The sequence below is a fragment of the Acinetobacter sp. NBRC 100985 genome, assembly GCF_000241225.1.
GTDB classification, from domain to species: Bacteria; Pseudomonadota; Gammaproteobacteria; order Pseudomonadales; family Moraxellaceae; genus Acinetobacter; species Acinetobacter venetianus.
On the sequence record NZ_BAEB01000025.1, the window covers coordinates 104,546 to 130,291 of the forward strand.

A 25,746-nucleotide genomic window follows, 5' to 3' on the forward strand; every position below is an offset into this window, starting at 1 on the left:
ATCACATTTATTTGCAAAAATAACCACAAACAAAAAACCTGCTTTATCGAAATAAAGCAGGTTTGACTGAAATGGATTAGAAACGCCAATTATAGAATATATCGATCGCTCTTTCTAAAGACTGACTTGCTTCCAAATACAATCGTCGATTCATTTGATAACGCAATGTTAGTTTATTCACTGGTGTGAACACACCAATGCCATAACGAATGAATAGATCAGGTGTGATATATCCCGTTAAACTCACTTGTGTATCATCACCTGTTCCTTGTGCATCAAGCGCTAAACCACTCAATCCGAAAGTACGTCCAATTTGATTGGTTAACGCTCGTGTTCCACCAAGCCCCATACTAATACCCGCAGCGGCAATCGTATTATTTACATCTGACTTAAAGCCTTCGGTATTACTCAAGCCTGTATTACCCTCATTGATTCGACCAGTTAACAATGCATTTAGTGCTTCTTGTTCAGATAAACCTGCATCGTTATAAACCTGTACATTCGGAACGGTTGCTGTACCAGTCACACGTACGCCTACCATGCTGCCTTGGACAGGTTTATTCGCATCTATATCAAGAGTTGGGTTTGCTAATGGCCCATTAAAACGTGCAATTGCTCGATTAAGATCTAAGCTTTGACCATAAGCTTCAATTTTAACTTTTTGACTTACACCAATTGCACCATTGGCACGCATTGCAGTTTCTAAACCACGTTGAGATAAATGTAGACGACCGACTAAAGGAATATTACTTTCAAAGCCTTGGAAGATGACTTGATTTCCTAAAGTCACTGTCATATCTGCACGGATTTCCCAAGGTTTAGCTGCTTTCAAAGTTGCTAATAAATCTTGACCTTGCTGTACGACGCGAACATCTGGTGAAACATTAACTACAGTCGCAGAACTTTCTGGCATCGAGATACGAGCACGCGGCACATCAATTGAACCTTTTAAACTTAATTTTTGTTGGAATGGATAAACATCCAAACTTAAATCAGGTTGCACAATTGCAGTGATCATTGGTGCTTGTCGTACCAGTAAATTGTCACCTTTTAATGTTAAGGCTAAATGCGGATCATTTTTCCAATCAAAGCTACCTTTGAGACGCCCTACACCACGACCACTGTTAAATGCACCATCGATACTTGCTGAGTCTTGGCGAATCGATGAATAAAGCTGAATATTGCTAAGATTCACAGGTAACGAAATCATACTGATCGCACCATTTTTTAATCGCATCTCACCCGTAATCTGAGGCTGAGTCAGTGTTCCATTGACCTTACCAGCGAGTGCCAATGTACCTGACATTGAACGAACATCTTTAATGAACGGTTTGAATACTTTTAGTTGAACATCATCAAATGCAACTTCACCTCGCATCGGCATATTATTTTGATATGGATTGATAATCACATTGGCATAACCTGTGCCAATATCAGGTGTTTTCATATCAACACGGAACAACAAACCATCATTCACACTTTTCGCAATCAGACTTAACTCGTCATATGTTACTGTCGTTGCAATATCTTGTGGATCAGCCGCAGCTAAACCAATCTCACCTTTACGTGTGACCAGACTAGCATCAAGTTTTGGTCGACTACCATTTACCCATGAGCCACGTGCATAACCATTTAACTGGCCAGTAACGGCTAAGCCTTCGGGCATAAATGCTGCAAAGTCATTGAGTTCAAGATTTTTCGTGACAACAGAGAAATGGCCTTTGGCTTTACTTAATCGTGCTGCCTGATCTAAACACAACTGACTATTTGAACTCTGCCAACAATGCTGACCGATATACAGTTCAGACAATGAGGTTGTATAAATGATTGGCACATTTTGACTTTGCACTAAGTTGACACGACGTGAGCTAAAGTTGCCTTTTTGCAATTGCCCTAACCAATCATTATTTGCATTGAAGCCACCAGCAAGTTGAACATAGAAATTTGACTGGCGATTTTTACTTTCAACTTTTAATAGATGTGCTTTTCGAGTTCCAGCAAGACTGACAACTGCATTTTCAATTTCTTTATTTCCACTACGCAAATTATCAATTTTTGCAGTCAATAAAGTAGGCGTTGTTTCAGATGTCGGTAATTCACCTTGAATGCGCAAAGACTTAGTACTTACCAAATCATTGAATGCAAAATCATCAACTGCAATATTTGCTGTAGCTTTCAAACGCGGTTGCGATTGGATATTTAAACTACCGTATGCACGTCCTTGCAAACCTGGATATAGCTCATATAGTGCAGGTGCATTTAATTTGATTTTTAAGCTTTGAGCATTGCCTGTTGCTTGCAATTGATTTTGAGCATACGCAAGGAACAGATCATTTGCTTCAAACTGTTGCGGCAAGAAGCCTTTTTGGTTTGAATCAAGTAATAAAGTAAGATTTCCACGACCACGTACAGGTTTGTTATTAATAAAACCTGCTGCATTTAACTGACGAATATCAATACGTTTCAATTGATCTGACCAAACGCCTTGTGATTTTACATGACCCGAAATTTCACCTTTGACACTAGAAACAAAGTACTGTGGTTTAAATCGTACTAATGAAGCATCAATATCCCAGCCTAATTTATCTTTTAGATTTACTGAACCTGTAGCAAACAGTTTACCTGCTACGCCATCATGTTTGAGTTCATTCACTTTAATAAATTCTGGTGTTCCAGCAATATCAATTTTTAATAAACCATTACCCTGATTTAAAGCATTTAATGAACCATCGTATTTCACAGCAAAGCTTTTAAAACCACCACCTGCTTTTTGATCGTGGAAAATGAGTGCGGCTGTACTTTTACCTTTTAAAGCAATCGTTTCATTACTACCCGCTTGAGCAAGCTGACCTTTTAAATCAATCTGCTCTAACTGAATAATTTGTCGATTTGGCTTGGCAAATCCTGTCGCTTTAATTTCACCGTTTAGCAAATTAACGGGTGCTGAAGCCGAAACTGTTTGTGGATTAAAATCTTCTGCTTTGAGTTGAGCTTGCCATGAAAGTTGTTGCTTTTCAGATGGGAGTTTTACTTTTGCTTGACCAACTAAGCTACCTTTGGCAGCTTGATAACTAAAGTTTTCAACATCTAACAGACTGCCTTTTACATCAAGACGTGCATTGTACTTACCTGTTGGTAATATTGTTTGCTCATGCGGGCGTACAGTTGTCGATAGATAAATATCTTGTTGACCCTCTTTCAAGGCAATATTGGTTTGACCTTCATCACTGCTTAACCAACCAATATAGGGAACAGCACGGTCGATATTTTTCCAAGAAACATCTAATAGCATCGGTTGAGGCTTTTTGTCCTTCGCTTCAGCTTGGTTAAGCTTTACATTCCATGTTTCATATTTATCAAAAGCCAATTCAGCAACTAATGCCAAACCTTTTTCCATTGTTCCCGATGAACTAATATTCGCATCTAAATTCGGTGGTAAAAAGTCTTGAGCAACTTGGGGTACGGTTTCATTTTTTGGATTCAAATGGCTTAAACGGCCTTTAATATCCCAAGAAACATGCTCATGCCAATTGACCAAACCATTTAAAGCAACAGATCCATCCATGAGTTGCCCATTAAAATCTCGTATATTCAGTTGATTTTTTAGGTCTGTATCCATGAGCGCATTATATTTACCTTCTGGAATTTGCTCGCCCTTTAGATCAGTATCTAAATTAATGACTAATTTCTGAATATCACCACGAAAACGTGCAACACCATCTTTAGCAAATAGCTTTTGCTCTTTCAGTAATGGTAAATGATAGTTTTTAAATAATAGTTCACCATTCATAGGCACATGATCACGTACAGGATGAACGACAACCCAACCTGTCAACATATCAGGCGTTTGTGTTGCAATGCCTGCCTTTAAGGTATCCAATGTACCCGTCGCAACAAGCTTAATGGTTTTAATATCTAGACTATTGAGTGCAGGAATGATCACATCAGCTTTGGCATTCAGTGGATATTTACCACTAAAGTCCATTTCACCTGTGGCATTTTGTAGAGCTAAGTAGCCCATATCCATACGTGAATCTTCAAAATTCAGCTTTGTACCTGACCATAATGCATCTTTTAAATAAATATCATTAAAATCAACAGTTGATGTTGTTGTTTTGATTTCTAAACGATCTAAGGTCGCTTCATCTACACGCAGAACGAAAGGTAATTTAATTGCATCAAAAGCAAACGGCTTACCTGATGGTGGATTTTTATTAATAATGACCAGATTCTTGATATCAGCATGACTCAAGTGTATTTCTTTGTTTAAAATCGCACGCCAACCAAGTGATACATCTGCACGATCTATTGAGACATTTACTGCTTTCAGTTGTACAAGTACATTTTTTAGAATAATGCCTGAAAGTAAATTACCACCCTCATATTCATACTTAATAATTTGTTGAGTCTGAAGTACACGATCTAGCAGAAAGCGGCTACCTTTATCTGTAGACATCATTACTAGCACTGAACTTACCAATAATAAAAGCGTGATAAATATAATCAGCACAATACTACGGAAAATATGCCGTTCTGATTTAGGTCCAATTGGAGGCGTTAATTGCTGTTCTACTTCCGTCATAATCAACCTGAAAATTATTTGACCTTTTAAAGGATTTTTTAAAGTTTATTAAAGCTGTGGGCCAATAAAGAAATGTAATCGAATAGGATTGTTATCATTTGAAATACCTGATGCAACATCTAATCGAATTGGGCCAATTGGCGATCTCCAACGAATACCAACACCAATACTATATTCTGTCGGATTATTAAAATCTTTATCATAAGCATTACCAAAATCAGAAAAAATTGCTGCTCGCCAGCCATCTTTAAACTGATAGTTATATTCTAGGGAACCAACCCCTAACGCCTGACCACCAATCTTATAACCATCTTCTTCAGGCGATAAACTCTTGTAGTCAAATCCACGTAATGACTGATCCCCACCTGTGAAGAAACGCAAGTTATAAGGTACTTTATTAAAATCATCAGTGAAAATATAACTTGCATCACCACGACCAACAAACTGATGGTCATCGTTTTCACCTAGTGAATAAATAAATCTCCAACCAGCAGTTAAGATCGCCATGTTTGCATCAGAAAGTAATGATTCAGTTCCCAGTTCAACTTTGTAGGTCTGTTTAAAGCCTTTGGTTGGATTTAAACGAGAATTGGCATTGGTTTTAGATAGTTCATAACCAAACAATAGAGATTCTTGTTCTGAATCCATTCCTGATACTTTAAATGCATCAGGTAACTCATTTACATCAACATCACCTTTTTTAGTGAGTCGATCTAGACGATAACGAACACCCATCGTATGTTGCCAATCACCGAGCGGGTTTTTAATTACACGCTCACCACCCAATACCGCAGATTCAACAAGAAGATTGACATCTGGACCAATATCGTCACGCTCTTCACGCTCATAACCACCAACAAGGTTAAAATAATCATTTAATGGATGTTTGTAAGGAATGCTATAGCGTCCATCAATTGATTGACGAATTTGTGAAACCTCAATATTGGCATCAAATGCATGTCCATACTTATTTACAATCGCACGTCGATATTGGCTACGAATACGTGCCCCTGTATCCGTACCATACCCCAGACCTGTTTCTAAGCTGTTTAAACGATCTGCGTTCAATGTCACAACAACTGGGATTTTTTTCTCGATTCGCGTTTGCTCTTCTAGTTTTTGTCTTTCCTCTTCCTCATCATCGTGATCATGCGAGAGTGGCATTGCACGTGCAATTGCGTATTGTTGTGACTCACCACCAGAGAACTGTGATTCATCCACAACATCTTGAGTCACTTCTTCAGCAGAAACGACTTTTTGCCGAGCCAAATCAGCTTTCTGTTGGCTACTCATCAGCTGTGATTGCTGAATATTTTGTTGATCAACCAATGCCTGTAAATCGGGTGCTAATTCTAAAGGCGGTTGAATCGGGTCTGGCTTGATCGTATCAACCAAGGTGTAGTTAAAATAACGGGTATTAGTGAGGTTGTTTGCTAATGCGTTAACACGCCAGAAAGCATAGTCATCATCTTCTTTCCAAGGAGCTAAGCTATCCAATACTTTTTGTGTTAGTGGTAAAGGCTTACTCGGATCACTCATCCGATATTCAACTTTTTTAAGCTTATAGCGGTCGCCAGTCTCATATTTCAGGTTAATTTCCGCTGTCTTATCTGGTTGAGTAATTTTTACATCGTGTAATCGCCAATAAGCATCAAAGAAACCATTGTCGGTTGCAGCGCTGACGATTTTAGTTTTAGTCTCTTCATATTTACCGTGATTGAAGATATCACCTTCATCTTGCTCAGGAATTAAGCGAAGAACTTGGAGTTGTGGTAAATTCTCACCTGCTCCAGAAAACTCAATATTTTGTTCTTTGACTTTAACTGGTTCATTTGGCGTGACGTTGACTTTAACCTTGCTATCACTGACTTTTTCAAATTTAAATTCAGCATTGTAATAACCTACTGCTTGTGCAGCTTGATTTGTAAGTGATCTTAATTGTGGTAATGCAACGTTAAAATCTTCAAACGACTCCTGAGTAAAAGTAGAAAGCTTAGCCTTGATATTCGTTGCCAATATCGCTGGCGCACCTGAAACATCTGCTGAAATACGGGGTATTTTCTCAGCATTGAGTAGATTATCAGGATGTAAACGATTCCAAATTCTTTTAAAGAAGCCAACTTTTTCATCTTTCTTGTCATCATTGACTTGCAATTCAGGTAGTGTTCGCCCTGATTCATTTGCTTCAACAACAATCTTGCTGTCTGTTTGGATTTCCTGCATCAATTGATCAATATTCACAGGTGCTTTGGTAATCTCTGTCAATTCCGCCTGCGAAGCATCATTCACCAATACATCGGATGTTTTAGTTGGATTATCACGATAATTTTTCGCATCATTTTTTGCTTCTTCAGCAACACGAAAAATTTCGTCTGCCATATTTTGATCAACTGTGACCGTTGGTAAATCTTCTAAGTTGTCGTCTAACTGAATTGGTTTCAATTCGTTAATTTGATTTACGGATTGTTCTTGCTGTTTTAACGCGTCCAAACTGTCTTGCACATTGATATTCGAACTTGGTAAAGCATTGACCAATTGGGTATTAAACGTCGTTGTTTCTTGTACAGTGTCTGAATCAACTGTTGTTGTAGGTTGTTCAATTGTTTCATTTTTCGACAGATCAGAAACCTGCTCTTGAGCACAAGCAACTGATATACAAGAACTAATTAAAAAACTACTACAAATAAGTTTAGGAAAGCCCTGCATTTTAAATATTAAATGCATAGAATGAACCAGTGTTGACTGTTTAAACTTAGCTTTAGATGGCATGTGAAACTCTAAACTTATTTTTAATTTATCTTTTTTTGATGGGTGAAAAGTTCTTCAAATCGTTGATTTTCATCCAATCAAACATTGAAAGTATCATACATGCATTTTGTAGTATTTTTACAGTAAGTCACATTTTTTTATAAAACACAATGAAGTGAACACACGATGAAACAAGATGACCACTTAATGACATCACGTCGGTTTGTTCCGATGTTTTTCACACAATTTTTTGGGGCACTGAATGACAACGTTTATAAACAAGCTTTACTCTTAGTCATTACCTATGGTTGGATTCAGCAACAAAGCGCCCCAATTAGCACTTTAAATAATCTTGCTGCACTTCTTTTTATTCTACCTTACTTTTTCTTTTCAGCGACAGCAGGTCAAATCGCTGATAAATATGAAAGATCTCAGCTTATTCGATTTATTAAAATATTAGAAATTGTCATCATGCTCATCGGAACAGCAGGCTTTTTACTTGGTAATTTGTGGCTGTTATTGTTTGCTTTATTTCTTATGGGTACACATTCGACCTGCTTTGGTCCAATTAAGTACGCCATCTTGCCTGAAATTCTAAAACCTCAGGAATTAATGTCTGGTAATGCATTATTTCAGTCGGGTACTTCTATTGCAATTTTACTCGGTATGATTTTAGGTGGCGCTGTCATCGCCTCGTCTGAAGGAAACTTATTGTGGATTAGTATCACAGTTTTCACAATTGCCTGCTTAGGCTATTTATGTAGCCGATTTATTTTACCTCAAAAAGTTGCTGAACCAGACTTAAAGATTGATTGGAACTTTGTCCGTACTAGCTTTCAGACATTAAAATACGTCAAAGGCATTCCAGTTGTTTTTATTATTTTGCTGGGTAATTCTTGGTATTGGTTTTATGGCGCTACGTACCTCACCCAAATTCCTCAACTCACTCAACAAAACTTACATGCTTCTGAAAATGTCGTGAGCTTATTACTGACCTTTTTCTCTGTAGGAATTGGTGTTGGTTCACTACTATGCAGAAAGATTGGCGGTAGTGATATCAATATCAAGATGGTGCCATACGGTGCTGTTGGTCTGACTGTATTTGCACTTTATTTAGCTGCAAGCCTTGCTTTTGTTCCTGAACGCACGGGTGAGCTTCTCAATCTTGGCGACATTTTTACTCAAGGTTTAGTCTATTATCACGTGATGTTAGCAGTCACTCTACTGGGTATTAGTGGTGGTTTTTATATCGTGCCACTGTACGCCATGATGCAGGCTTATTCTCCGCGCTCTCATCGTGCGCGTGTTGTGGCAGCAAATAATATTTTAAATGCTGTATTTATGGTTTCATCTGCAATTTTCTCAATTTTAGTCTTAAGCATTTTAAAAATTGATATTAAAATCTTATTTATTATTACGGCTGTTTTAAGTGCATTTTTCTCCATTTGGTTGTTGAAACGACTAAAACCACTTATTGCAAATGTTCCAAACACTTTAGAGGATTAACTTATGCGTCAGTATACAGGTCTAGATAAGCTGATTAACTCATTTGACCAAGCATTACGCAGCTTAGTTCCTGGTGCAACGAGTGCTCAACGCGGTAATCCAGCAGATCATGAACCATCACAACTGTGCGTTAGTGATGCTCGTCATGTTGCAGGTTTAATGCGTGTTAATCATAGTGGCGAAGTCTGTGCTCAAGCGCTTTATCACGGACAAGCATTGACAGCAAAACTCCCTCATGTTCGTGAAGAAATGCAACAAGCAGCCATCGAAGAACAAGACCATCTTGCTTGGTGTGAAGATCGTTTAAAAGAGTTAGACAGCCACACCAGCCTACTTAACCCGATTTGGTATGGTTTGTCTTATGGTATGGGTGCAATTGCAGGAATCGCGGGTGACAAATATAGCTTAGGTTTTGTCGCAGAAACAGAGCGTCAAGTCAGCCAACATTTACAAGATCATATTCAACAATTACCCGAACATGATGAGCGTTCACGTAAAATCTTAGTACAAATGAATGAAGATGAGCTTCATCATCGAGATACAGCACTCAATGCGGGTGGTGTTGATTTACCTGTACCTGTTCGTATCACCATGACAGCCATTTCTAAACTCATGACTAAAACCAGTTACTATTTATAAAAGATAAAGGGCGTTTCAACACAACGCCCTTTTTTATAATCAATCACAGATCATTTAACAATAATCTTACCATTCATGTTTGCTTTTTGATTATGCCAATAACTTTGCGAATATCTATTTTGCTCAGTAAAAATCACATAGGTTATTTTATCTTTTTTGAACTGTAACTGATCTTTGCCCTTTTTAACAAAGAACACTCGTTTGCTATTCACCCATACACGTTTTGCATCATCAGTTTTGATGGTTGCCAGTTTTGAACCATCAGCTTTTTGAGCAACCCAATCTGTTTGATGAGTGCTTTGATTTGATATCGTTTGTTGAGGTTGTTGAGTGACGAAACCCGCCTTTGCATTCTGTTCTTTGCTTTTATAAATATCACAACCTTGCATTTCACTCACTTGTGTACAACCTGATTGGATTAGTAATTCTCGATATTTGGCATCAATCGCATACGCCGAGTTCATCGCGCTACACGTAACTAAGCCCAATATCAGATATTTAATTTTCATGCCGTTCCTTTTAAATAATTCATGTGAATATTCAAACACTGCTTAAGCTTTTAGTATGTGTTTCAATTGTTCTATTTATAAAAAAACCTATGGCAGCACCATAGGTTTTATGATTGGATTAATTCAATCCATGTTCTGCTTTAAATCGTTCAAGGTTCCTTACAGCATCTTGATAACGATATTGAACTCTGCTGCTATTTGAGCGTAAATCGTATAAACGCTTTTTATAGTCATCTCTAAGCTTTGATGATAAATCTTTACGTTCTAATTCGCTCAAATAATAACTGACATCATTTTGTGAGCGATCAAATTCAGAATTTGCTTGGTAGTATTCATTAGCAACTTGATAATATGCTCGTAACGCATCACGTTTTTCAACTGGGCAAACTTGATAATTACCGCGTCCTTCCATCGCTTCATAGAAGATTGATTCAGGACGACAATAATAACTTAAACCTTGCTTATAACCTTTTTCATAAAGCGCTTGATTCGGAACAATATTCGCTTTCTGACACGATGAATAGTATTTATCTAATCTTGACTCTCGTCCTGCAGAACCGTCTTTTTCACCAACACTTGCCCAGTTTGCCGTTTGACATTGATCAACACTCATGGCTGCACAACCAGACAGTAAAAGACTTAAAAATGAAATTTGAAAAATAATTTTCATAAAATTATTCCTATTATTATGGTGTTACAAACAATAAAATTACATTGTAATGACAGGATATTGCAGCTCTGAATTATATTCCAGCGCATCATCTTGCCATAATTCAACTAAAGGAATTTTCACATCTACTGCCAATGGTAGCTTCTTTGGATTAAATTGCATATGGTTCAAATCTTTGCCCCAAGCAATAACATCGATGTCTAAGCTAATATGATGCGAGGGCCGAATACGCCCAGATTCTAATTCTAATTTTTTTAATGCCTCAATCATGTCCTCAACAGACAAGGTACTTGTTAATAAACAAGCGGAGTTCCAATAATCAGCACCTACACCATCACGACATGGAATCTGATAAATAGAAGAAAATTTCACATCACCCAATTGCTTAATTTGAGCATAAGCAAAACTGAAATGATGTTGTTGTTGGACATTACTCGCCAGTGCGAGCGCAAAAATCGTTTCTGTTGCGTTCAAGGCGAATTCCTACTGCAGTTGCTTGAGCAATAATTGCAGGTTTACGAATAGTGATAATAATAGATTCAATCGAAGAAAAAGTCTTAAATAAACTCTCTAGAACCAGTTGAGCAGCATGCTCAATTAACTTGGGTTGTGCTTGTTGGATCACTTGTGCAGCTAACTCACAAATTTGAGCATAATTCAGCGTATCTTCCAACTCATCAGACTGAGCAGCCTGACTCAAGTCATTATGAATCGTTAAATCCAACATCAAAGGCTGAATGATTTGGCGTTCCCAATTAAAACAACCAACAACCGTATCAACTTTTAGCCCTTCTATAATAATGGCGTCCATTAACTCAGCATCACATAAAGTTTCCCCCTTAAAACAAGGGGGATTTAAAAGAATTTTTAGTGCTTCAAGAATGAAGCAGGTTCGATATTGTGAACCATTTTCAAACGTTGGTCAGCATAAATATCGGTGTATGGTGCGAGAACACGCATGAAACGATCAAAATATAGCATTTGCTTGAATAATAGCGCAAAGTCACGCGGGAATTTAATACCGTGACGTTCACCAACCCCAATCATATCCATCATAATGTCATTAAGATCAGCTGGATTTGAAGTCAGAATCTCTTGAGGATCGGCTAAAAGTACACCACTAAATAAACGCTCGAGATCATCAGCTAAAACTTGGGTATCAATTTTCTGATGCGTCATCCCCATTTTGAGCATATTTTCAGCCATAGTCGTGTAATTGGTATGCTGCAAAGCATCCATAAATGCCATACATGCAGTCCAAACTTCTGGCTTTAATTGACCAACAATACCGAAATCAATAAAACCAATGCGACCATCTTCAAGCAACATTAGATTCCCTGCATGTAAATCTGCATGGAAACTCTTACATAACATTAAACTACCAAACCATGTATTCATGGCTGTAATCAATACTTGTGTTGGATCTTTTGCATATTTCTTTACGACGTCAAAATCAGTTAAAGACACACCATACAATCGTTGCATCGTTAAAACACGGCGCGTAGAGAATTGGTGATAAACCTTTGGCGCAGTTGCAGCTTGATTACCTGAAACATTTAGGTACTGTACAAAATCATCAAGATTTTGTGCTTCTTCGATAAAATCAACTTCACGTACCATACGTGTTTTGATTTCATCAACGATTTCAGACAAAGAGGCAAATTTGATTTTAGGAACTGCCTTTTCAAGGAGTTTTGTTGCCCAATGAACTACATTTAAATCTGTGTATAGAATCGTTTCCACACCAGGTTTTTGTACTTTTAATACAACATCTTCACCTGTAACTAATCGAGCAGCATGTACTTGTGCAATTGATGCTGATGCTAAAGGCTTTTCATCAATAAAGCTAAAGATTTCATTTAGATTCTTACCTTCAAATTCTTCAGCTAAAACTTGTTGAATATAGCTAAAAGGCAAAGTTGGTGTTTGATCTAAACAGCCTTGGAACTCTTCAACATATTCACGAGGAAATAAAGATGGTGTACTTGCGATGAATTGACCAAGTTTAATATAAGTAGAACCCAATGATTCAAAAGTCTCACGCATAAGTTTTGCGTTACTTGGTTTTTCAGTTGCGTATTTTACACCTGCCTGTGCTGCAACCATCACTGTTTCACCGATACGTGCAACAGAACGCAATCCATCGAATAAAATATTTCTTTTCATAATCTTTCATTGCCTCATAGATGGTTTTAGTTTATCAAATTTCACGGCATTTACCGATTAAGTTGCCTGACAAACCGGACAATTTGCATCTTTTTCAAATTGCAAAATACGCTGTGAAAGATTTAAACCATTCCAAAGCAAAAGTTTCTGTTTAAGTGGCGTTAATCCACGCCCTAAGAACAATAAAGTGTGATGTGCTTGTAATGACGCCATAATGACAGGGGTGGTAGCCAGCACACCTGACTCTGCACAGCTTAATCCTTCATTTGCATGATTTTCTTTAGGAAATAGACACTCATAGCATGCGGTCTCAGCATCAACCATAAATAACTGCCCTTCGAAACCAATCGCTGAAGCACTAATTAATGGGATTTGATATTTTCGACAAATCGAATTGACCAAATAACGCGTACTAAAATTATCGCAACCATCTAAAACTACATCTTGATGCTGTACTAAATCATCAGCATTCGTTGGGTCAAAACGTATATTTTGATAGTTCACTTGTATATGCGGATTAATTGTTTGTAGATGCTTAGCCAAAATCTCTGCTTTGTAACGGCCTAGATCATTCAATGTAAATGCAATCTGTCGCTGAAGATTACTCATCTCAATGGTATCAGCATCAACAATCGTAATTTTACCCACACCCGCTCGTGCCAAAAGCTCAGCACTTGTACAACCTATGCCACCTGCACCGATAATCAAAACATTGGCGAGTTTGAGTTTTTCTTGTGCTTCAATGTCCCAACCATCTAATAAAATCTGACGACTATAAAGATGCATTTCATCATTACTTAGCTCAAATTCGTTTTCTAAATGGTTTGACACAACAATTCTCTAGCCTGTTCCGAACAGATTAGATTCTAAGTGTCAGCGCATTTTTATGAAAGTTAAATTGCATAAAATACGAATAAACAGCAAATTCATATTTTTTATTGAAGTGAGTTACCCTCCATTTCTACAACTCATTTCAGGGAAATATAATGGAGAGCACTTACAGCTAGAAATAATGATTGATTATGATCCTTTACTTTTTTGATCATGCATCACTTCATAGGATTGAGCTCTTAATAAATCCTCTTTCGTCCCAAATGAACTATTACGTAATTCGGCAATAGATTGTTGTTTACTGGCATCATTTGCATCACTTTTTAAAATTTGATCCCGCGCAGATAAATACTGATTAACTTGCGTTTGCCACACTGCTTCTTCTTGATCAACTTTTTCCAAACGATCAGCTGCTTCAGGCCCAAGTAAACTTTCCCTCATACTTCTTAAATCTTGAGCTGATCCGCCTTTTGCTTGGATTTCTTTCGTAAGTTGCTGCAATTCAGCGAATTGCATCGAAACCCGTACTCCGTCGGCCAACGCTGGAGGTAATTCATCAATCAACTTCGCAAGCTCTGTAGCCTTTTCTTGTGTCGTTAGATTTTTATTGGCATGGATACGCATTTGCTCAAGATTAAATTGATTTAGATTTCTTTCATTACCAAACAAAGCATTAATTTCAGCCGCATTAAAAAACTGTTGTTGCACTTTTGCCATTTGATCTACGACTTTTTGCAAAGCATCAACATTATTAGATTTAAAGCCTGCATTTGGTTTTAAGTTTTGTAGTGCATGCATATAAGCAACATATTGATCAAGTAAATAAATTGCATAGTTTGAAGCGGATTCAGGCAATGTAGCGAGTAAGTATTGTCGTATATCTGCGACAAGCTCTGTTTCAGTTTTTTCACCTAAGCTAGAAAAGAAATAATCGAAACAGCTACGAATACCAACCGTTAAAATGAGTTTCCCATTTGCATCGACCTGAATTGGACAGTCAATCTCTGTACCTTGTAATGATGCTGCTAGGGTTGGCAGTTTTCCTTGTTTATTGTTTACAGTTGCACTTTCTAAAACTGTGTTTTTTGGCTGTATTGTCTGCGTATTTATATTTTGGTTTTGAGTTTGAGCTTCTGGTTTAAATGCATAGTAAATCAGCAGTAGCAAGAGCAATACACTCGTGATAACACCAAATACAATTGTCTTATGATTTATAAATTTACCGCTCATAATCCCTTGCTCTATTTATAATTAATTGTGTGAACCGTTATATGGTAAAGGGAGTAAAACCATACTCCCTTATATTTGAGTAGTTATAGACCTTGATTCTTCAAACGGTTTGCTTGAGTTCGATAAGGAGTGACTGGATTTTGTAAGAAACCAACCAAGCCTAACACCTGATTCACTTCATCCAAATGGTTAAAATTATAATTATCACGAATGACCGTGCCTAAGTGATTTGAACAACGTGGCACCAAGCCATCATTCTCACCACTTATGAGTAATGATGTTGCAACTAAAGCATAGTCTAGAGGATCTAATACATTAGTTAACACCCCTGTACCACCCCATGAATAATAGCGAACACCATTGACAAGTTCAGTACCCGAACCACAAGCAGTCGTTGGAACACCTGCTGGGAAACGACTATTGAAATTTGCTGAGCCAGCAGTTGTAAGTGAATTCAGTCCTGCGATTGCATCTTGATCATAATAATGACCAGACCCAATACCCACTAAAGAAAAGAAAGCATCCACTGCGGCTGCAACAACAGGTGCTGCTATCGGTCCGACTGGTGATTGAGTGATGGAATAAACCACATCAGCAACATCAGAACCTTTAGTTGGTCCACCTACAGCAGTTACTGAGGCAACTTTAGTTGGCATAAGGCTCGCTACATAACGAACTGATTGTGAGCCATGACTATGTCCGATCAAATTGACCTTTTGAGCGCCTGTAATTGCCAGAACTTGTTTTGCTTGTAAAAGTAATTGTTCTCCACGTACCTCTGATGAGTTAAATGATGCTTGTTGAGCGACAAACACATTTGCACCATTACCAACCAAGTCCTCTGTAATACCATTCCAATACTGTAAAGGCCCAACAGCAGAGAAACCAGCCATACCATGTGCTAATAAGATTGGATACTTTGTTTTGGCATAACTAGAGGTAACATAAGTACTACCGCCGACTGAACATGAGTCCACATTACAATTTTGCCATGATGCCTTTGGTGATAAGAAGTCGAACAAACCTGCATGTACTACAGATCCACTGCTCATCAGCATACCCGCCATCAACGTCATAGCGCTTAAATATTTTTTCTTCACGTTTTGCTCCTAGCATTTTTCGTTTTTATTACAGCTATATAGTCCGTGCGATTTGTACGCGGATTCATTCCAAACATACAAATGAACTGCAAAATTATACTCCCTACAAATATTGCGTGAATTTTAGACTAAAACAAACTGCGCCAAATTCATAACAATAGACGCCAAAATTATGCTCGAATCCGAAAATTCCGATGAATGTACATTTTCAAATTCACATTGCTAGATTATTTTCAAAGTCGCAGGATCAGTTTAAAAATGGAATTTAGTTACTATCATGAGTCTTCCTCGTCATCATAAACATCATTTTATAAGTAGCTCTTATGCACATTTACTAAGTGAGGTCGTGGCTCAATGGGATATTTCTGTTGAAACCCTTTTTTGGGGAACTGGTGTAGAAATTGATAAGCTGAATGATCTAAGTTATAAAATTAGTCTCGCTTCGTTTAAAAAAGTTATTGAGCGTACAATCGAGCTGACACAAGAAGAAGGCATCGGATTTTACGCAGGAACACAGATTAAAATCAGTTCTCATGGCTTACTTGGATTTACTGTCGCAATATCCAAAAATGCTTATGATGCAATTCAAACGATTAATCAGTTCGTTAGCTTACAATGTTCGTTTGTAGAATTTGATTTCAAAATCGAACAACATCTAGCCTACTATACGATTATTTATGATCCATCTCTATTGAACTTCACTGATGTTTCAGATACTCGATCATATGAATTTAGTTGTATTTTTTTCTTAACTGGCTTCGTTCACTTAGTTAGATTTTTCATTCCTGATTTTAAACCAAGCATTGATTTACAATGTAAATATCCGCCCTACTTTTCTCGTTTTAATAAAATTCTGAATACTACTTTTGAAGAAATACGTTACGAACAACCACATACTCGTTTAATAGCACCTGCCGAATTTTTAGATCGACCTTTGAGTATGTCTGACCCTCTTACCTCTGAAAAGTTTAAATTGCTCTGTCAAAAAGAACTTGATGAGTTAGTTACGACACAAGATATTCTTTATCGAGTTAAACGGTTGATTGATGATCCAATAGAAGGATTGCTCAGCATTGATCAAGTGGCTCAAAAGTTGAATTTAACCAAAAGAACATTACAGCGGATGCTACAAGAGAAAGGGGTCAGCTTTCAAAGTCTATATGACGACGTACGTAAACAAAAAGCGCGTAAGTTATTATTAAATCCGTTAATCACGAAAGAAGAAGTTGCAAAAAAACTCGGCTACTCATCTACCTCAAGTTTTAATCGTGCCTACAAACGTTGGGAAATTGAGTAAAATTCAACGATCTTTATGCAACAATGGTTTTGTTCAGAAATATTCGGAAAGTGTATGAGCACTCAAAATCTATTAGCGGTTGAGTTACCTAAAGCTTATCGTCTTTTAAATCATGGCCCTACGGTGCTAGTTTCAGCTCAACATAAGCAAGACACTGATGTTATGGCGGCAGCTTGGGCATGTGCTTTAGAGCTAACACCTGCGAAGGTCACTGTGGTATTGGATAAAAGTACCAAAACGCGCCAGTTGGTTGAACAAAGTGGATACTTTGCACTTCAAGTTCCTTGTTTTGCTCAACTTGATATGGTGCATCAGTTGGGCACTATCAGTAAGTTTAATCATCCTCATAAGTTAGCAGACTGCAAAACTGAGCTATTTTATAAAGATGATCTAGAAGTTCCATTAGTTGATGGCTGCATAGCATGGCTAGTCTGTAAAGTAATCCCTGAACCACATAATCAACAAAACCATGATCTATTTATTGGTTCAGTCATTGCAGCTTGGGCAGATTCACGCGTTTTCCGTGATGGACACTGGCATTTTGAAGATGTCGATAAGTCTTTAAGAAGTCTGCATTACATTGCTGGCGGAACGTTTTATTTGATTGGTGAAGAAGTAAAAGCTCAGCTCTAATTCAAAAGGGAAATGCAGTTCCATTTCCCTTTTATATACCAACACTGAAATAGTATTTCATCTCAAGCAATAGCCTAGTAAAACCATCGGTTATGATGGCGAATCAACTTTCATTAACTCAGAATACAATGTATCTAAAAACTGCTTTTGTTGAGCATCATCTTTGAAATATCGTTGATAATTTACGCTACAACTTTCTACATCAGCGATATTATTTTTATTAAACGACCAATCGCGGATATCTTTGACCGTAATTCCTAAGTCATCATTGCAACTTTGCCACAACTTAGAAAATTGCGTCCGCTGCTTGAGTTCAAGCTGATTGAAATCTGCATATACTGAGTAACCCCGCATTTCTGTATTAAAAAATCGAGAAATTTGAGTGACAGGTACACCTCCCCAAACAATTGTTTTTCCTTCTGGTAATTTTATATCTGTGAGCTTATCTTCAGGTAATAGATGCTCTTGCTTACCCTTTTTAAACGCATATTTCTCATACACAAGTGTCGTGCCAGCGGGTACACGTATATTTTTAACGGCTATCGGTTGTTGTGTCGTATAGTATGGATAGTTTGGTCGAGTCATATTACCCGTTGGATTCATATTACCAACGCAGCCTGTTAAAAGTAATGTAAATGCGACTGATAAAGTTTTTATAGATTGCATTAATAAGCTCCAAAACTCGATTATTTTTATTGTGCTACATAAAATCTTTTACCTAACATTAAAATGAAATAATCAAATGGGCAAGTCTAAGCACTGGAACCTAAAATAGAGACCGTTGTAAAATTTCTTTTTACAACGGTCTATCAGCAAAACCTGCTTGTAAAACTTAAATAGAAATTATCACTTTGCTGCCATGCGAATAGCACCATCCAAACGAATCACTTCACCATTTAAGTAAGAATTTTCGGCAATATGGGCAACCAAACGAGCAAACTCTTCAGGGCGACCTAAACGAGAAGGATATGGAACCATTTGCCCTAATGCATCTTGTACGTTTTGCGGTAATCCTTTCAACATTGGCGTTTCCATAATACCTGGTGCAATCACCATAATACGAATCGCATGACGTGCTAGTTCTCTTGCGATCGGTAAAGTCATCGCAACAACTGCACCTTTTGAAGCTGAATATGCTGCCTGTCCAATCTGACCATCAAAAGCAGCTACAGATGCCGTATTCACAATCACACCACGGTCTTCATCACCTTCAGCTAGAGTGTTTTTACTCATAGCATCAGCAGCAAAGCGAAGCATATTGAATGTACCAGTCACATTGATCTGTAAAGTTTTAGAGAACATCGCAAGATCGTGAACCCCTTCTTTCCCCACAACTTTCGCCGATGGGCCAATGCCCGCACAATTGACTAAACCATGTAGTGCACCATGCTTTTCTACAACATCTTTAAAAAATTGTTCAGCGGCTTGCTCATCCGTTACATCTAATTTTACGAATTCAGCTTGATCGCCTAGTGCTTTAGCTTGTTGTTCTCCAACTTCAGCATTCATGTCCACCAACGTTACCGATGCGCCCTTTTCTACTAGATATTCTGCTGTAGCTGCACCTAATCCTGAACCACCGCCAGTAATGACAAAATGTTTTCCTTGAATTTTCATTTACGTTTCCTATCAAATTAAAGATATAAATTTTTATAAGTCAGAGTAAAGCGAAGTTTTTTCCGATACAATTCCAAAAAGTAGCAAATTTAATGCAACTTTTGAGCATTTAATCTATTTTTTTCTCCTGTATTTCATTGTTGTATGAGCAAAAACTTACCTTTAGATATAAATTCGGCCAAAGATACTATTTCTAATGCTTTAATCCGTGAAGCGTTAAGTGTTGCCGCAAGTCGTGGTTTAAATATCGTGAGTATTGCCAATCGTGCAGGTATCTCAGCAGAATTGCTAACCTCGACCAAAGCGCGTGTTCCTGTAACTCAATGCGCACAATTATGGATAGAACTTGCAGAAACCATGAATGATGAATTCTTGGGAATGGATCAACACCCCATGCGGCGTGGCAGTTATAAGCTTTTGGCTCAACTCGCATTCAATGCTGAAACATTAGAACAAGCGATAAAAGAAATTCTAAGATTTCTCAGTCTAATCTTAGATGATATTCATGGTGAACTTGTTAAACAAGGTGACAAAGCCTATTTGATTTTGCACGATCACGAACAGCCTAAACGTATGTTCACCTATTCAACTTTTTTAATGTTAGTGCACAGTTTGATGTGTTGGTTGAGCGATCAACGTATCGCATTTCAAAGTATGACTTTTCGATGCCATCCACCTGTAGAAATACAAGATTATCGTGTTCGTTTCTGCGAAGACATTCAGTTCAATGGGGAACAGAATAAAATCGAATTTGATGCACATTATCTCAAACATAAAATTAAGAAAGATAAACAGGCATTAAAAGATTTTCTGAGTCAGACACCTTATAACCTAATTGTACGTTTTAAAAATGAAAATTCTTTAAGCTTGCAGATTCGTCGTCAATTACTGTTGCAACCGCCTTCACTATGGGCTGAATTAAAAGATATCGCACAACAATTAAATATGTCGACGGCAACGATTCAACGGCGCTTGAAACAAGAAGGTGTTAGCTATCAACAGCTTAAAAATGACATCCGCTGCGATATTGCAATTGAACGCCTCAGCAAAACCAATGATTCCATTCAAAGTATTAGTGATGAGCTGAACTTCCATGATCCAAGTGCATTTCATCGCGCTTTTAAAAAATGGAGTGGAGTAAGCCCAGGTACTTACCGTAAGTCATCCCCCAACAAAAAGAGTTTTTAAGCAATTTGGATTCGTAATAAATGGAGGTTAAAAATGTATCTTCCTGAGATTTTTGAAGAGAAAGATCATGAAAAGCTTTACCAACTCATTGAAAATTATCCCTTTGCGACATTAGTTAGCCAAAGCTCCAATGGCTTAGAGGCTAATCATTTACCATTTAAGCTGCTCCGTGAACCTGAACATCATCGTGCTATTCTCGTTGCACATATTGCAAGAAATAATCCTCTACACACCCAAATCAGAAATGGAACAGAGGTGCTTGTCATTTTTCAAGGTGAACAAGGCTATATTTCACCGAACTGGTATCCAAGCAAGCAACAACACCATCAACACGTACCGACTTGGAACTATCAAGTGGTTCACGTCAATGGCGCTATTCGCTTTTTAGAAGATGAAAAATCCTTACGCGGTATTCTCGCAAAACTGACTCGAACACATGAGGCGAAACAACCGAAACCTTGGAAAATGTCTGATGCACCAAGCGACTATATCGCTGAAGAACTCAAAGGCATCATTGGAATAGAAATTAAAATCCAGCAAATGACTGGAAAATTTAAACTCAGTCAAAATCGCGATAAAGTTGATGCAGTCGGTGTTGTGGATGGTTTAGAGCAACAAGGTAAAGCTAAATTGGCGCAAGCAATTCAATAATATATTGAAGATTAATCTGATTTCTGCCCTAAACTAACGCGATCATTTGCGCCATAATCTTGAATGGTTTGGATTTGACTAAATCCATGTTGCTCAAAGATATTACGTACCGCCTGTCCTTGATCATAACCATGTTCAAGCACAATCCAACCGTTTGGCTTTAACCAGTCTTTACCTTGAGTAATAATGATTTCAATATCCGCTAGTCCGTGATTATCTGCAATTAATGCTCGCTCAGGTTCAGACTTAAGCTTTTGCATATGCACATCTTCTGGATCGATATAAGGTGGATTAGATACAATCAAATCAAATGTTTGCGATTCTAAAGCCTCAAACCAAGCTCCACAGGCAAAGTTAACTTGCGTTAAACCATGTCGAGTCGCATTTTCTTTTGCAACGTCTAAGGTCGGTAGATAAACATCAGTTGCTGTAACCTGCCATTGCGGACGCTCACTTGCCAACGACAAAGCGATTGCGCCTGTTCCTGTACCTAAATCGACAATATTGGCATTCGTACTGATTGGAAGTTTCAGCACCGTTTCAACCAAAATTTCAGTATCAGGACGTGGAACTAAAGTATCGTGGGTTACTTTTAAATCTAGCGTCCAAAATGGCTGAGAACCCGTAACATAAGCCAATGGCTCGCCCTGTTCAATACGCGCAAGCCCATCTAAATAAGCTTGTTCTTGTATTTTAGTCAACTCTTGCTCAAGCCTTAACTTTAGCTCCAAAGCACCGATTCCTACGATATGCTCAAGTAGCCATGCTGCTTCTTGGCGTTCGTAGCTATCAATTTCGCCTTTGATTTCTAATGCTTGAGCAATATTCATTAGCCGCCATTTTCCTGTGCAAGCAGAGCTAACTGATCCGCTTGATATTCACGATGCAGGCTATCCAACAATTCTGTTAAATCACCTTCCATAATCGCATCTAATTTATATAAAGTTAGATTGATACGGTGATCCGTCATACGGCCTTGTGGGTAGTTATAAGTACGGATACGTTCAGAACGGTCACCTGAACCCACTAAGTCACGGCGCATTTCTGAAGTTGCTGCATCAGCCGCAGCACGTTTTGCATTTTCTAAACGTGATACGAGTAGTGCCATCGCTTTAGCTTTATTTTTGTGCTGTGAACGTTCTTCTTGACATTCAACCACAACACCTGACGGAATATGGGTAATACGCACCGCTGAATCGGTTTTGTTAATGTGCTGACCACCCGCACCTGATGCACGGTAGGTATCGATACGTAAATCAGCAGGGTTAATATCCACTGTTGTGTCTACATCTACTTCTGGAAGAATCGCAACTGTACATGCAGAGGTATGAACACGGCCTTGTGACTCAGTGGCAGGTACTCGTTGTACACGATGTGCACCACTTTCAAATTTCAAGCGACCGTATACGCCCTCACCATCTACACGACAAATCACTTCTTTATAACCGCCATGCTCACCTTCATTTTCAGAAAGCACTTCAATACGCCAACCTTGAGTTTCAGCATATTTACTATACATACGGAATAAGTCACCAGAAAAGATCGCAGCTTCATCACCACCCGTTCCTGCACGAATCTCAAGATAAGCAGCATTGGCATCGTTTGGATCTTTAGGAATCATCAATACATTCAATTGATCTTCGAGATCAACTAAAAGCGACTTATTTTCTTTTATTTCTTCTTCTGCCATATCTTTAAAGTCTGGATCAGACTTCATCATTTCAGCAGTTTCGATGTCTTCTTCAGCTTGACGATATTTAGCCCAAACCTCAGTAATTTCTGTTAAATCATTATGTTCACGTGACAGTTTACGAAAACGTTTATTGTCCGAAATAACTTCTACATCTGCGAGCAATGCAGTCAGCTCTTCATGACGATCACATAATTGATCTAATCTTAAACGGAGTGATGCTTTCATGGGTGGAATATCTCAAAATCTAAAGACTCTATGCAACAAAACCAGCGGAAGCACGAGCAAAATCAAAAAATTGCGCATAGTTTACAGATTCTCCTGATTAAATAACATAGAGAAGTTTGCTAACTTACTATTCCACCATCATTTCATCACAAATCACTTGGTTTTATCTGTTCTGAGCAGTTTTATTTATTGAAGCGAAGTGTAAAATTTGAAATAACATATCCAAGTTAGAACATTGCCTACTATTTTTATAATTCTGTATTTTCAAACGAGATTAAATCGTTATCTACTTCGGGTTTTGAATTGATTTATCGCTCTATTTCTCATCGAAAGCAACAAAACACTACAATCCAATCACTAAACCGTAATAATTCAGGAAAGCATCTCCACATTTTCCATCTCAAACTTTGTTACATTTGCTCCCATTACAAAAGATGTCCTATTCAATAGGAACGTGGAGTTAAAAATGAAAGCCAATGCTTGGTTATGTGCGATTTTAGCAAGTACCTCTCTGATGACCGTTGCTCATGCAGATAATGGTACACGTGTAGCAGCAACATCTGCGCTTGGTAGTGTTGTCGGTACTGCAATTGGTAAAGAAGTTGGTGGAAACAGCGGCGCTATGATTGGTTCTGCGATTGGTGGTGCTGGTGGTGCAGCGGCTGCAAGTAGTAAACGTACACGTACCGAAGCTGCTATCGGTGGCGGTTTAGGTGGTGTCGGTGGCTATACAGTTGGTAAAAATCTAGGTGGAACAACAGGTGGTTACATCGGTGCAGCAGCGGGTGCGGCTGGTGGTGCAGCTTTAGGTCGTCAAGTTGGTCAAGATCGTTATTATGACAATCACCAATCTAAAAAATATAAGAAAAAACGTAAACACCGTCATCACTAATTCAAAAGCACCTTCGGGTGCTTTTTTATTATCTAAGCAAGATTTCTGGAGATTCTATAAATTTAGACTTGTTTAAAGGTGAGACTGGCATTGGCAAATAAGGATGTAATGCTAAAAATCCTGACTTAAATACTTGGTTGAATCCTTTTCTTGTTCTTCCTAGAATAATCCCCTATTTTTTATATGCCTTTGTGTTTTTACATGAATACCGAATTACTCTCGCCTGCTGGTTCTCTTAAAAATATGCGCTATGCCTTTGCTTACGGAGCAGATGCAGTCTATGCAGGTCAACCTCGTTATAGTTTACGCGTTCGTAATAATGAGTTTGATCATGACAATTTAAAAATCGGTATTGATGAAGCACATGCCTTAGGTAAAAAATTCTATGTTGTTGTCAACATTCAACCACATAACAGTAAGCTGAAAAATTTTATTCGAGATATTGAACCGATTATTGCGATGCAACCTGATGCCTTGATTATGTCTGATCCAGGTTTGATTATGATGGTGCGTGAACATTTCCCTGACGTGCAAATACATCTTTCAGTACAAGCAAACGCGATTAACTGGGCAACCGTAAAATTTTGGAAAGACTATGGACTAAGTCGTGTCATCCTTTCTCGTGAGTTATCACTTGAGGAAATTGAAGAAATCCAAAAACATGTCCCTGAAATCGAATTAGAAGTATTTGTACATGGTGCTTTATGCATGGCCTATTCAGGTCGTTGCCTTCTTTCAGGTTATATGAATAAGCGAGATGCCAATCAAGGTGCTTGCACCAATGCATGTCGTTGGGAATATAGAATCCATGATGCAAAAGAAGATGCCAATGGTGATGTCATCCCTGTTCAGCAATTAGACGAACCTAAACAATGTTGTTCAAACTCGGGTTCAGAAGACACTACACAAACAGTTTTAGTTCAACGCAATGAAGAAGAAATGTTTGCCGCAGAAGAAGATGAACATGGAACTTACTTTATGAACTCAAAAGATCTCCGTGCAGTACAACATGTAGATCGTCTGACGCATATGGGGATTGCATCGCTTAAAATTGAAGGGAGAACGAAATCCTATTTTTATTGTGCTCGTACTGCACAGATTTATCGTAAAGCAATTGATGATGCTTTATCAGGCAAAGCTTTTGATCAGAGCTTAATGCATCAACTCGAAGGCTTGGCAAATCGAGGTTATACCGAAGGTTTCTTACGTCGACATATTCACAGCGACTATCAGAACTATGAAGATGGTTCATCACATTTTGATTATCAACAATTCTGCGGTGAAGTTTTGGAACGTCACGGCGACTATGTTCGTATTGAAGTTAAAAATCGTTTCCTCGTGGGGGATTCGCTCGAATTGATGACACCAAAAGGCAATATTTCTTTTGTGCTTGAGCATATGCGTGACCTAAAAGGTAATTCAATCGACAATGCTAAAGGCTCAGGTCATATCGTAGAGATTCCACTGTCACAAGATATAGATATTGCTTATGCTTTATTAATTCGCAACCTGCCTCATGCAAAAGAGCAATTACAATCTTCTGCTTTGGCTTATGCAGCGAACTAAGAC

22 protein-coding genes are annotated in these 25,746 nt (G+C 38.1%); 8 read left to right on the plus strand and 14 right to left on the minus strand.

The window, feature by feature from the left end:
- Positions 1-76: 76 nt before the first annotated feature.
- Together ACT4_RS10365 and ACT4_RS10370 are read right to left on the minus strand one after the other, a co-directional pair.
- Positions 77-4,582 (minus strand): translocation/assembly module TamB domain-containing protein, encoded by a 4,506-nt coding sequence (locus tag ACT4_RS10365; protein ID WP_007482045.1) that lies wholly within the window; start codon positions 4,580-4,582, stop codon positions 77-79.
- Positions 4,583-4,630: 48 nt separating this feature from the next.
- The gene (locus tag ACT4_RS10370; RefSeq protein WP_007482047.1) at positions 4,631-7,351 is read right to left on the minus strand and encodes an autotransporter assembly complex family protein; all 2,721 of its coding nucleotides are present in this window, start codon (positions 7,349-7,351) and stop codon (positions 4,631-4,633) included.
- A 165-nt stretch (positions 7,352-7,516) separates the two neighbouring features.
- Between ACT4_RS10370 and ACT4_RS10375 the strand changes: the two genes are divergently transcribed.
- Together ACT4_RS10375 and coq7 are read left to right on the plus strand one after the other, a co-directional pair.
- Positions 7,517-8,836 (plus strand): MFS transporter, encoded by a 1,320-nt coding sequence (locus ACT4_RS10375; RefSeq protein WP_007482048.1) that lies wholly within the window; start codon positions 7,517-7,519, stop codon positions 8,834-8,836.
- Between the two features lie 3 nt (positions 8,837-8,839).
- A complete protein-coding gene (coq7, locus tag ACT4_RS10380; RefSeq protein ID WP_007482050.1) occupies positions 8,840-9,475 on the plus strand; it encodes a 2-polyprenyl-3-methyl-6-methoxy-1,4-benzoquinone monooxygenase in 636 nt (211 codons plus the stop codon).
- A gap of 50 nt (positions 9,476-9,525) precedes the next feature.
- Here coq7 and ACT4_RS10385 read toward each other — a convergent pair whose 3' ends face one another.
- The 8 genes from ACT4_RS10385 to ACT4_RS10420 all read right to left on the minus strand — a co-directional run bounded on the left by ACT4_RS10385 (position 9,526) and on the right by ACT4_RS10420 (position 15,981).
- Positions 9,526-9,984, minus strand: coding sequence for a hypothetical protein (locus ACT4_RS10385; protein WP_007482051.1), 459 nt, complete (start codon positions 9,982-9,984; stop codon positions 9,526-9,528).
- A gap of 118 nt (positions 9,985-10,102) precedes the next feature.
- The gene (locus ACT4_RS10390; RefSeq protein ID WP_007482053.1) at positions 10,103-10,654 is read right to left on the minus strand and encodes a DUF2799 domain-containing protein; all 552 of its coding nucleotides are present in this window, start codon (positions 10,652-10,654) and stop codon (positions 10,103-10,105) included.
- A 39-nt stretch (positions 10,655-10,693) separates the two neighbouring features.
- A complete protein-coding gene (locus tag ACT4_RS10395) occupies positions 10,694-11,128 on the minus strand; it encodes a 2-amino-4-hydroxy-6-hydroxymethyldihydropteridine diphosphokinase (protein ID WP_007482054.1) in 435 nt (144 codons plus the stop codon).
- A complete protein-coding gene (folB, locus tag ACT4_RS10400) occupies positions 11,085-11,465 on the minus strand; it encodes a dihydroneopterin aldolase (RefSeq protein ID WP_007482056.1) in 381 nt (126 codons plus the stop codon). Before folB ends, ACT4_RS10395 begins: the two co-directional genes overlap by 44 nt.
- A gap of 56 nt (positions 11,466-11,521) precedes the next feature.
- Positions 11,522-12,820: an AarF/ABC1/UbiB kinase family protein gene (locus ACT4_RS10405; RefSeq protein ID WP_007482058.1), complete on the minus strand. Its 1,299-nt coding sequence runs from the start codon at positions 12,818-12,820 to the stop codon at positions 11,522-11,524.
- Positions 12,821-12,877: 57 nt separating this feature from the next.
- Complete coding sequence (locus ACT4_RS10410) at positions 12,878-13,606, minus strand: HesA/MoeB/ThiF family protein (RefSeq protein WP_171054803.1); 729 nt, start codon at positions 13,604-13,606, stop codon at positions 12,878-12,880.
- A gap of 234 nt (positions 13,607-13,840) precedes the next feature.
- A complete protein-coding gene (locus ACT4_RS10415) occupies positions 13,841-14,881 on the minus strand; it encodes a lipase secretion chaperone (protein ID WP_007482062.1) in 1,041 nt (346 codons plus the stop codon).
- A gap of 83 nt (positions 14,882-14,964) precedes the next feature.
- Positions 14,965-15,981, minus strand: a complete 1,017-nt coding sequence (locus tag ACT4_RS10420; protein ID WP_004880063.1) for a triacylglycerol lipase — start codon at positions 15,979-15,981, stop codon at positions 14,965-14,967.
- A 277-nt stretch (positions 15,982-16,258) separates the two neighbouring features.
- Between ACT4_RS10420 and ACT4_RS10425 the strand changes: the two genes are divergently transcribed.
- Both ACT4_RS10425 and ACT4_RS10430 read left to right on the plus strand, forming a co-directional pair.
- Positions 16,259-17,278 carry an AraC family transcriptional regulator gene (locus ACT4_RS10425; RefSeq protein WP_007482063.1) on the plus strand — a complete coding sequence of 340 codons (1,020 nt, stop codon included), beginning with the start codon at positions 16,259-16,261 and terminating at the stop codon, positions 17,276-17,278.
- A 54-nt stretch (positions 17,279-17,332) separates the two neighbouring features.
- Positions 17,333-17,911 (plus strand): flavin reductase family protein, encoded by a 579-nt coding sequence (locus ACT4_RS10430; protein ID WP_007482065.1) that lies wholly within the window; start codon positions 17,333-17,335, stop codon positions 17,909-17,911.
- A 90-nt stretch (positions 17,912-18,001) separates the two neighbouring features.
- On the opposite strand, the gene ACT4_RS10435 is transcribed toward ACT4_RS10430, so the two are convergent.
- Complete coding sequence (locus ACT4_RS10435) at positions 18,002-18,577, minus strand: hypothetical protein (protein WP_007482067.1); 576 nt, start codon at positions 18,575-18,577, stop codon at positions 18,002-18,004.
- A 180-nt stretch (positions 18,578-18,757) separates the two neighbouring features.
- The gene (locus ACT4_RS10440) at positions 18,758-19,528 is read right to left on the minus strand and encodes a 3-hydroxyacyl-CoA dehydrogenase (protein ID WP_007482069.1); all 771 of its coding nucleotides are present in this window, start codon (positions 19,526-19,528) and stop codon (positions 18,758-18,760) included.
- A gap of 144 nt (positions 19,529-19,672) precedes the next feature.
- Here ACT4_RS10440 and ACT4_RS10445 point away from each other — a divergent pair, with 144 nt between their 5' ends.
- Positions 19,673-20,716, plus strand: a complete 1,044-nt coding sequence (locus ACT4_RS10445) for an AraC family transcriptional regulator (protein WP_007482071.1) — start codon at positions 19,673-19,675, stop codon at positions 20,714-20,716.
- 33 nt (positions 20,717-20,749) lie between these two features.
- Complete coding sequence (locus ACT4_RS10450; protein WP_007482072.1) at positions 20,750-21,367, plus strand: FMN-binding negative transcriptional regulator; 618 nt, start codon at positions 20,750-20,752, stop codon at positions 21,365-21,367.
- A gap of 11 nt (positions 21,368-21,378) precedes the next feature.
- Here ACT4_RS10450 and prmC read toward each other — a convergent pair whose 3' ends face one another.
- The gene (gene prmC / locus ACT4_RS10455) at positions 21,379-22,197 is read right to left on the minus strand and encodes a peptide chain release factor N(5)-glutamine methyltransferase (protein WP_007482073.1); all 819 of its coding nucleotides are present in this window, start codon (positions 22,195-22,197) and stop codon (positions 21,379-21,381) included.
- Positions 22,197-23,285 (minus strand): peptide chain release factor 1, encoded by a 1,089-nt coding sequence (gene prfA, locus ACT4_RS10460; protein ID WP_007482075.1) that lies wholly within the window; start codon positions 23,283-23,285, stop codon positions 22,197-22,199. The genes prmC and prfA overlap by 1 nt, the downstream gene beginning before the upstream one ends.
- A 466-nt stretch (positions 23,286-23,751) precedes the next feature.
- On the opposite strand from prfA, the gene ACT4_RS10465 reads away from it, so the two are divergent.
- Both ACT4_RS10465 and yegQ read left to right on the plus strand, forming a co-directional pair.
- Positions 23,752-24,177 (plus strand): hypothetical protein, encoded by a 426-nt coding sequence (locus ACT4_RS10465; RefSeq protein WP_004880080.1) that lies wholly within the window; start codon positions 23,752-23,754, stop codon positions 24,175-24,177.
- 201 nt (positions 24,178-24,378) lie between these two features.
- Positions 24,379-25,743: a tRNA 5-hydroxyuridine modification protein YegQ gene (yegQ, locus tag ACT4_RS10470; RefSeq protein WP_007482077.1), complete on the plus strand. Its 1,365-nt coding sequence runs from the start codon at positions 24,379-24,381 to the stop codon at positions 25,741-25,743.
- The last annotated feature ends 3 nt before the right edge of the window (positions 25,744-25,746 follow it).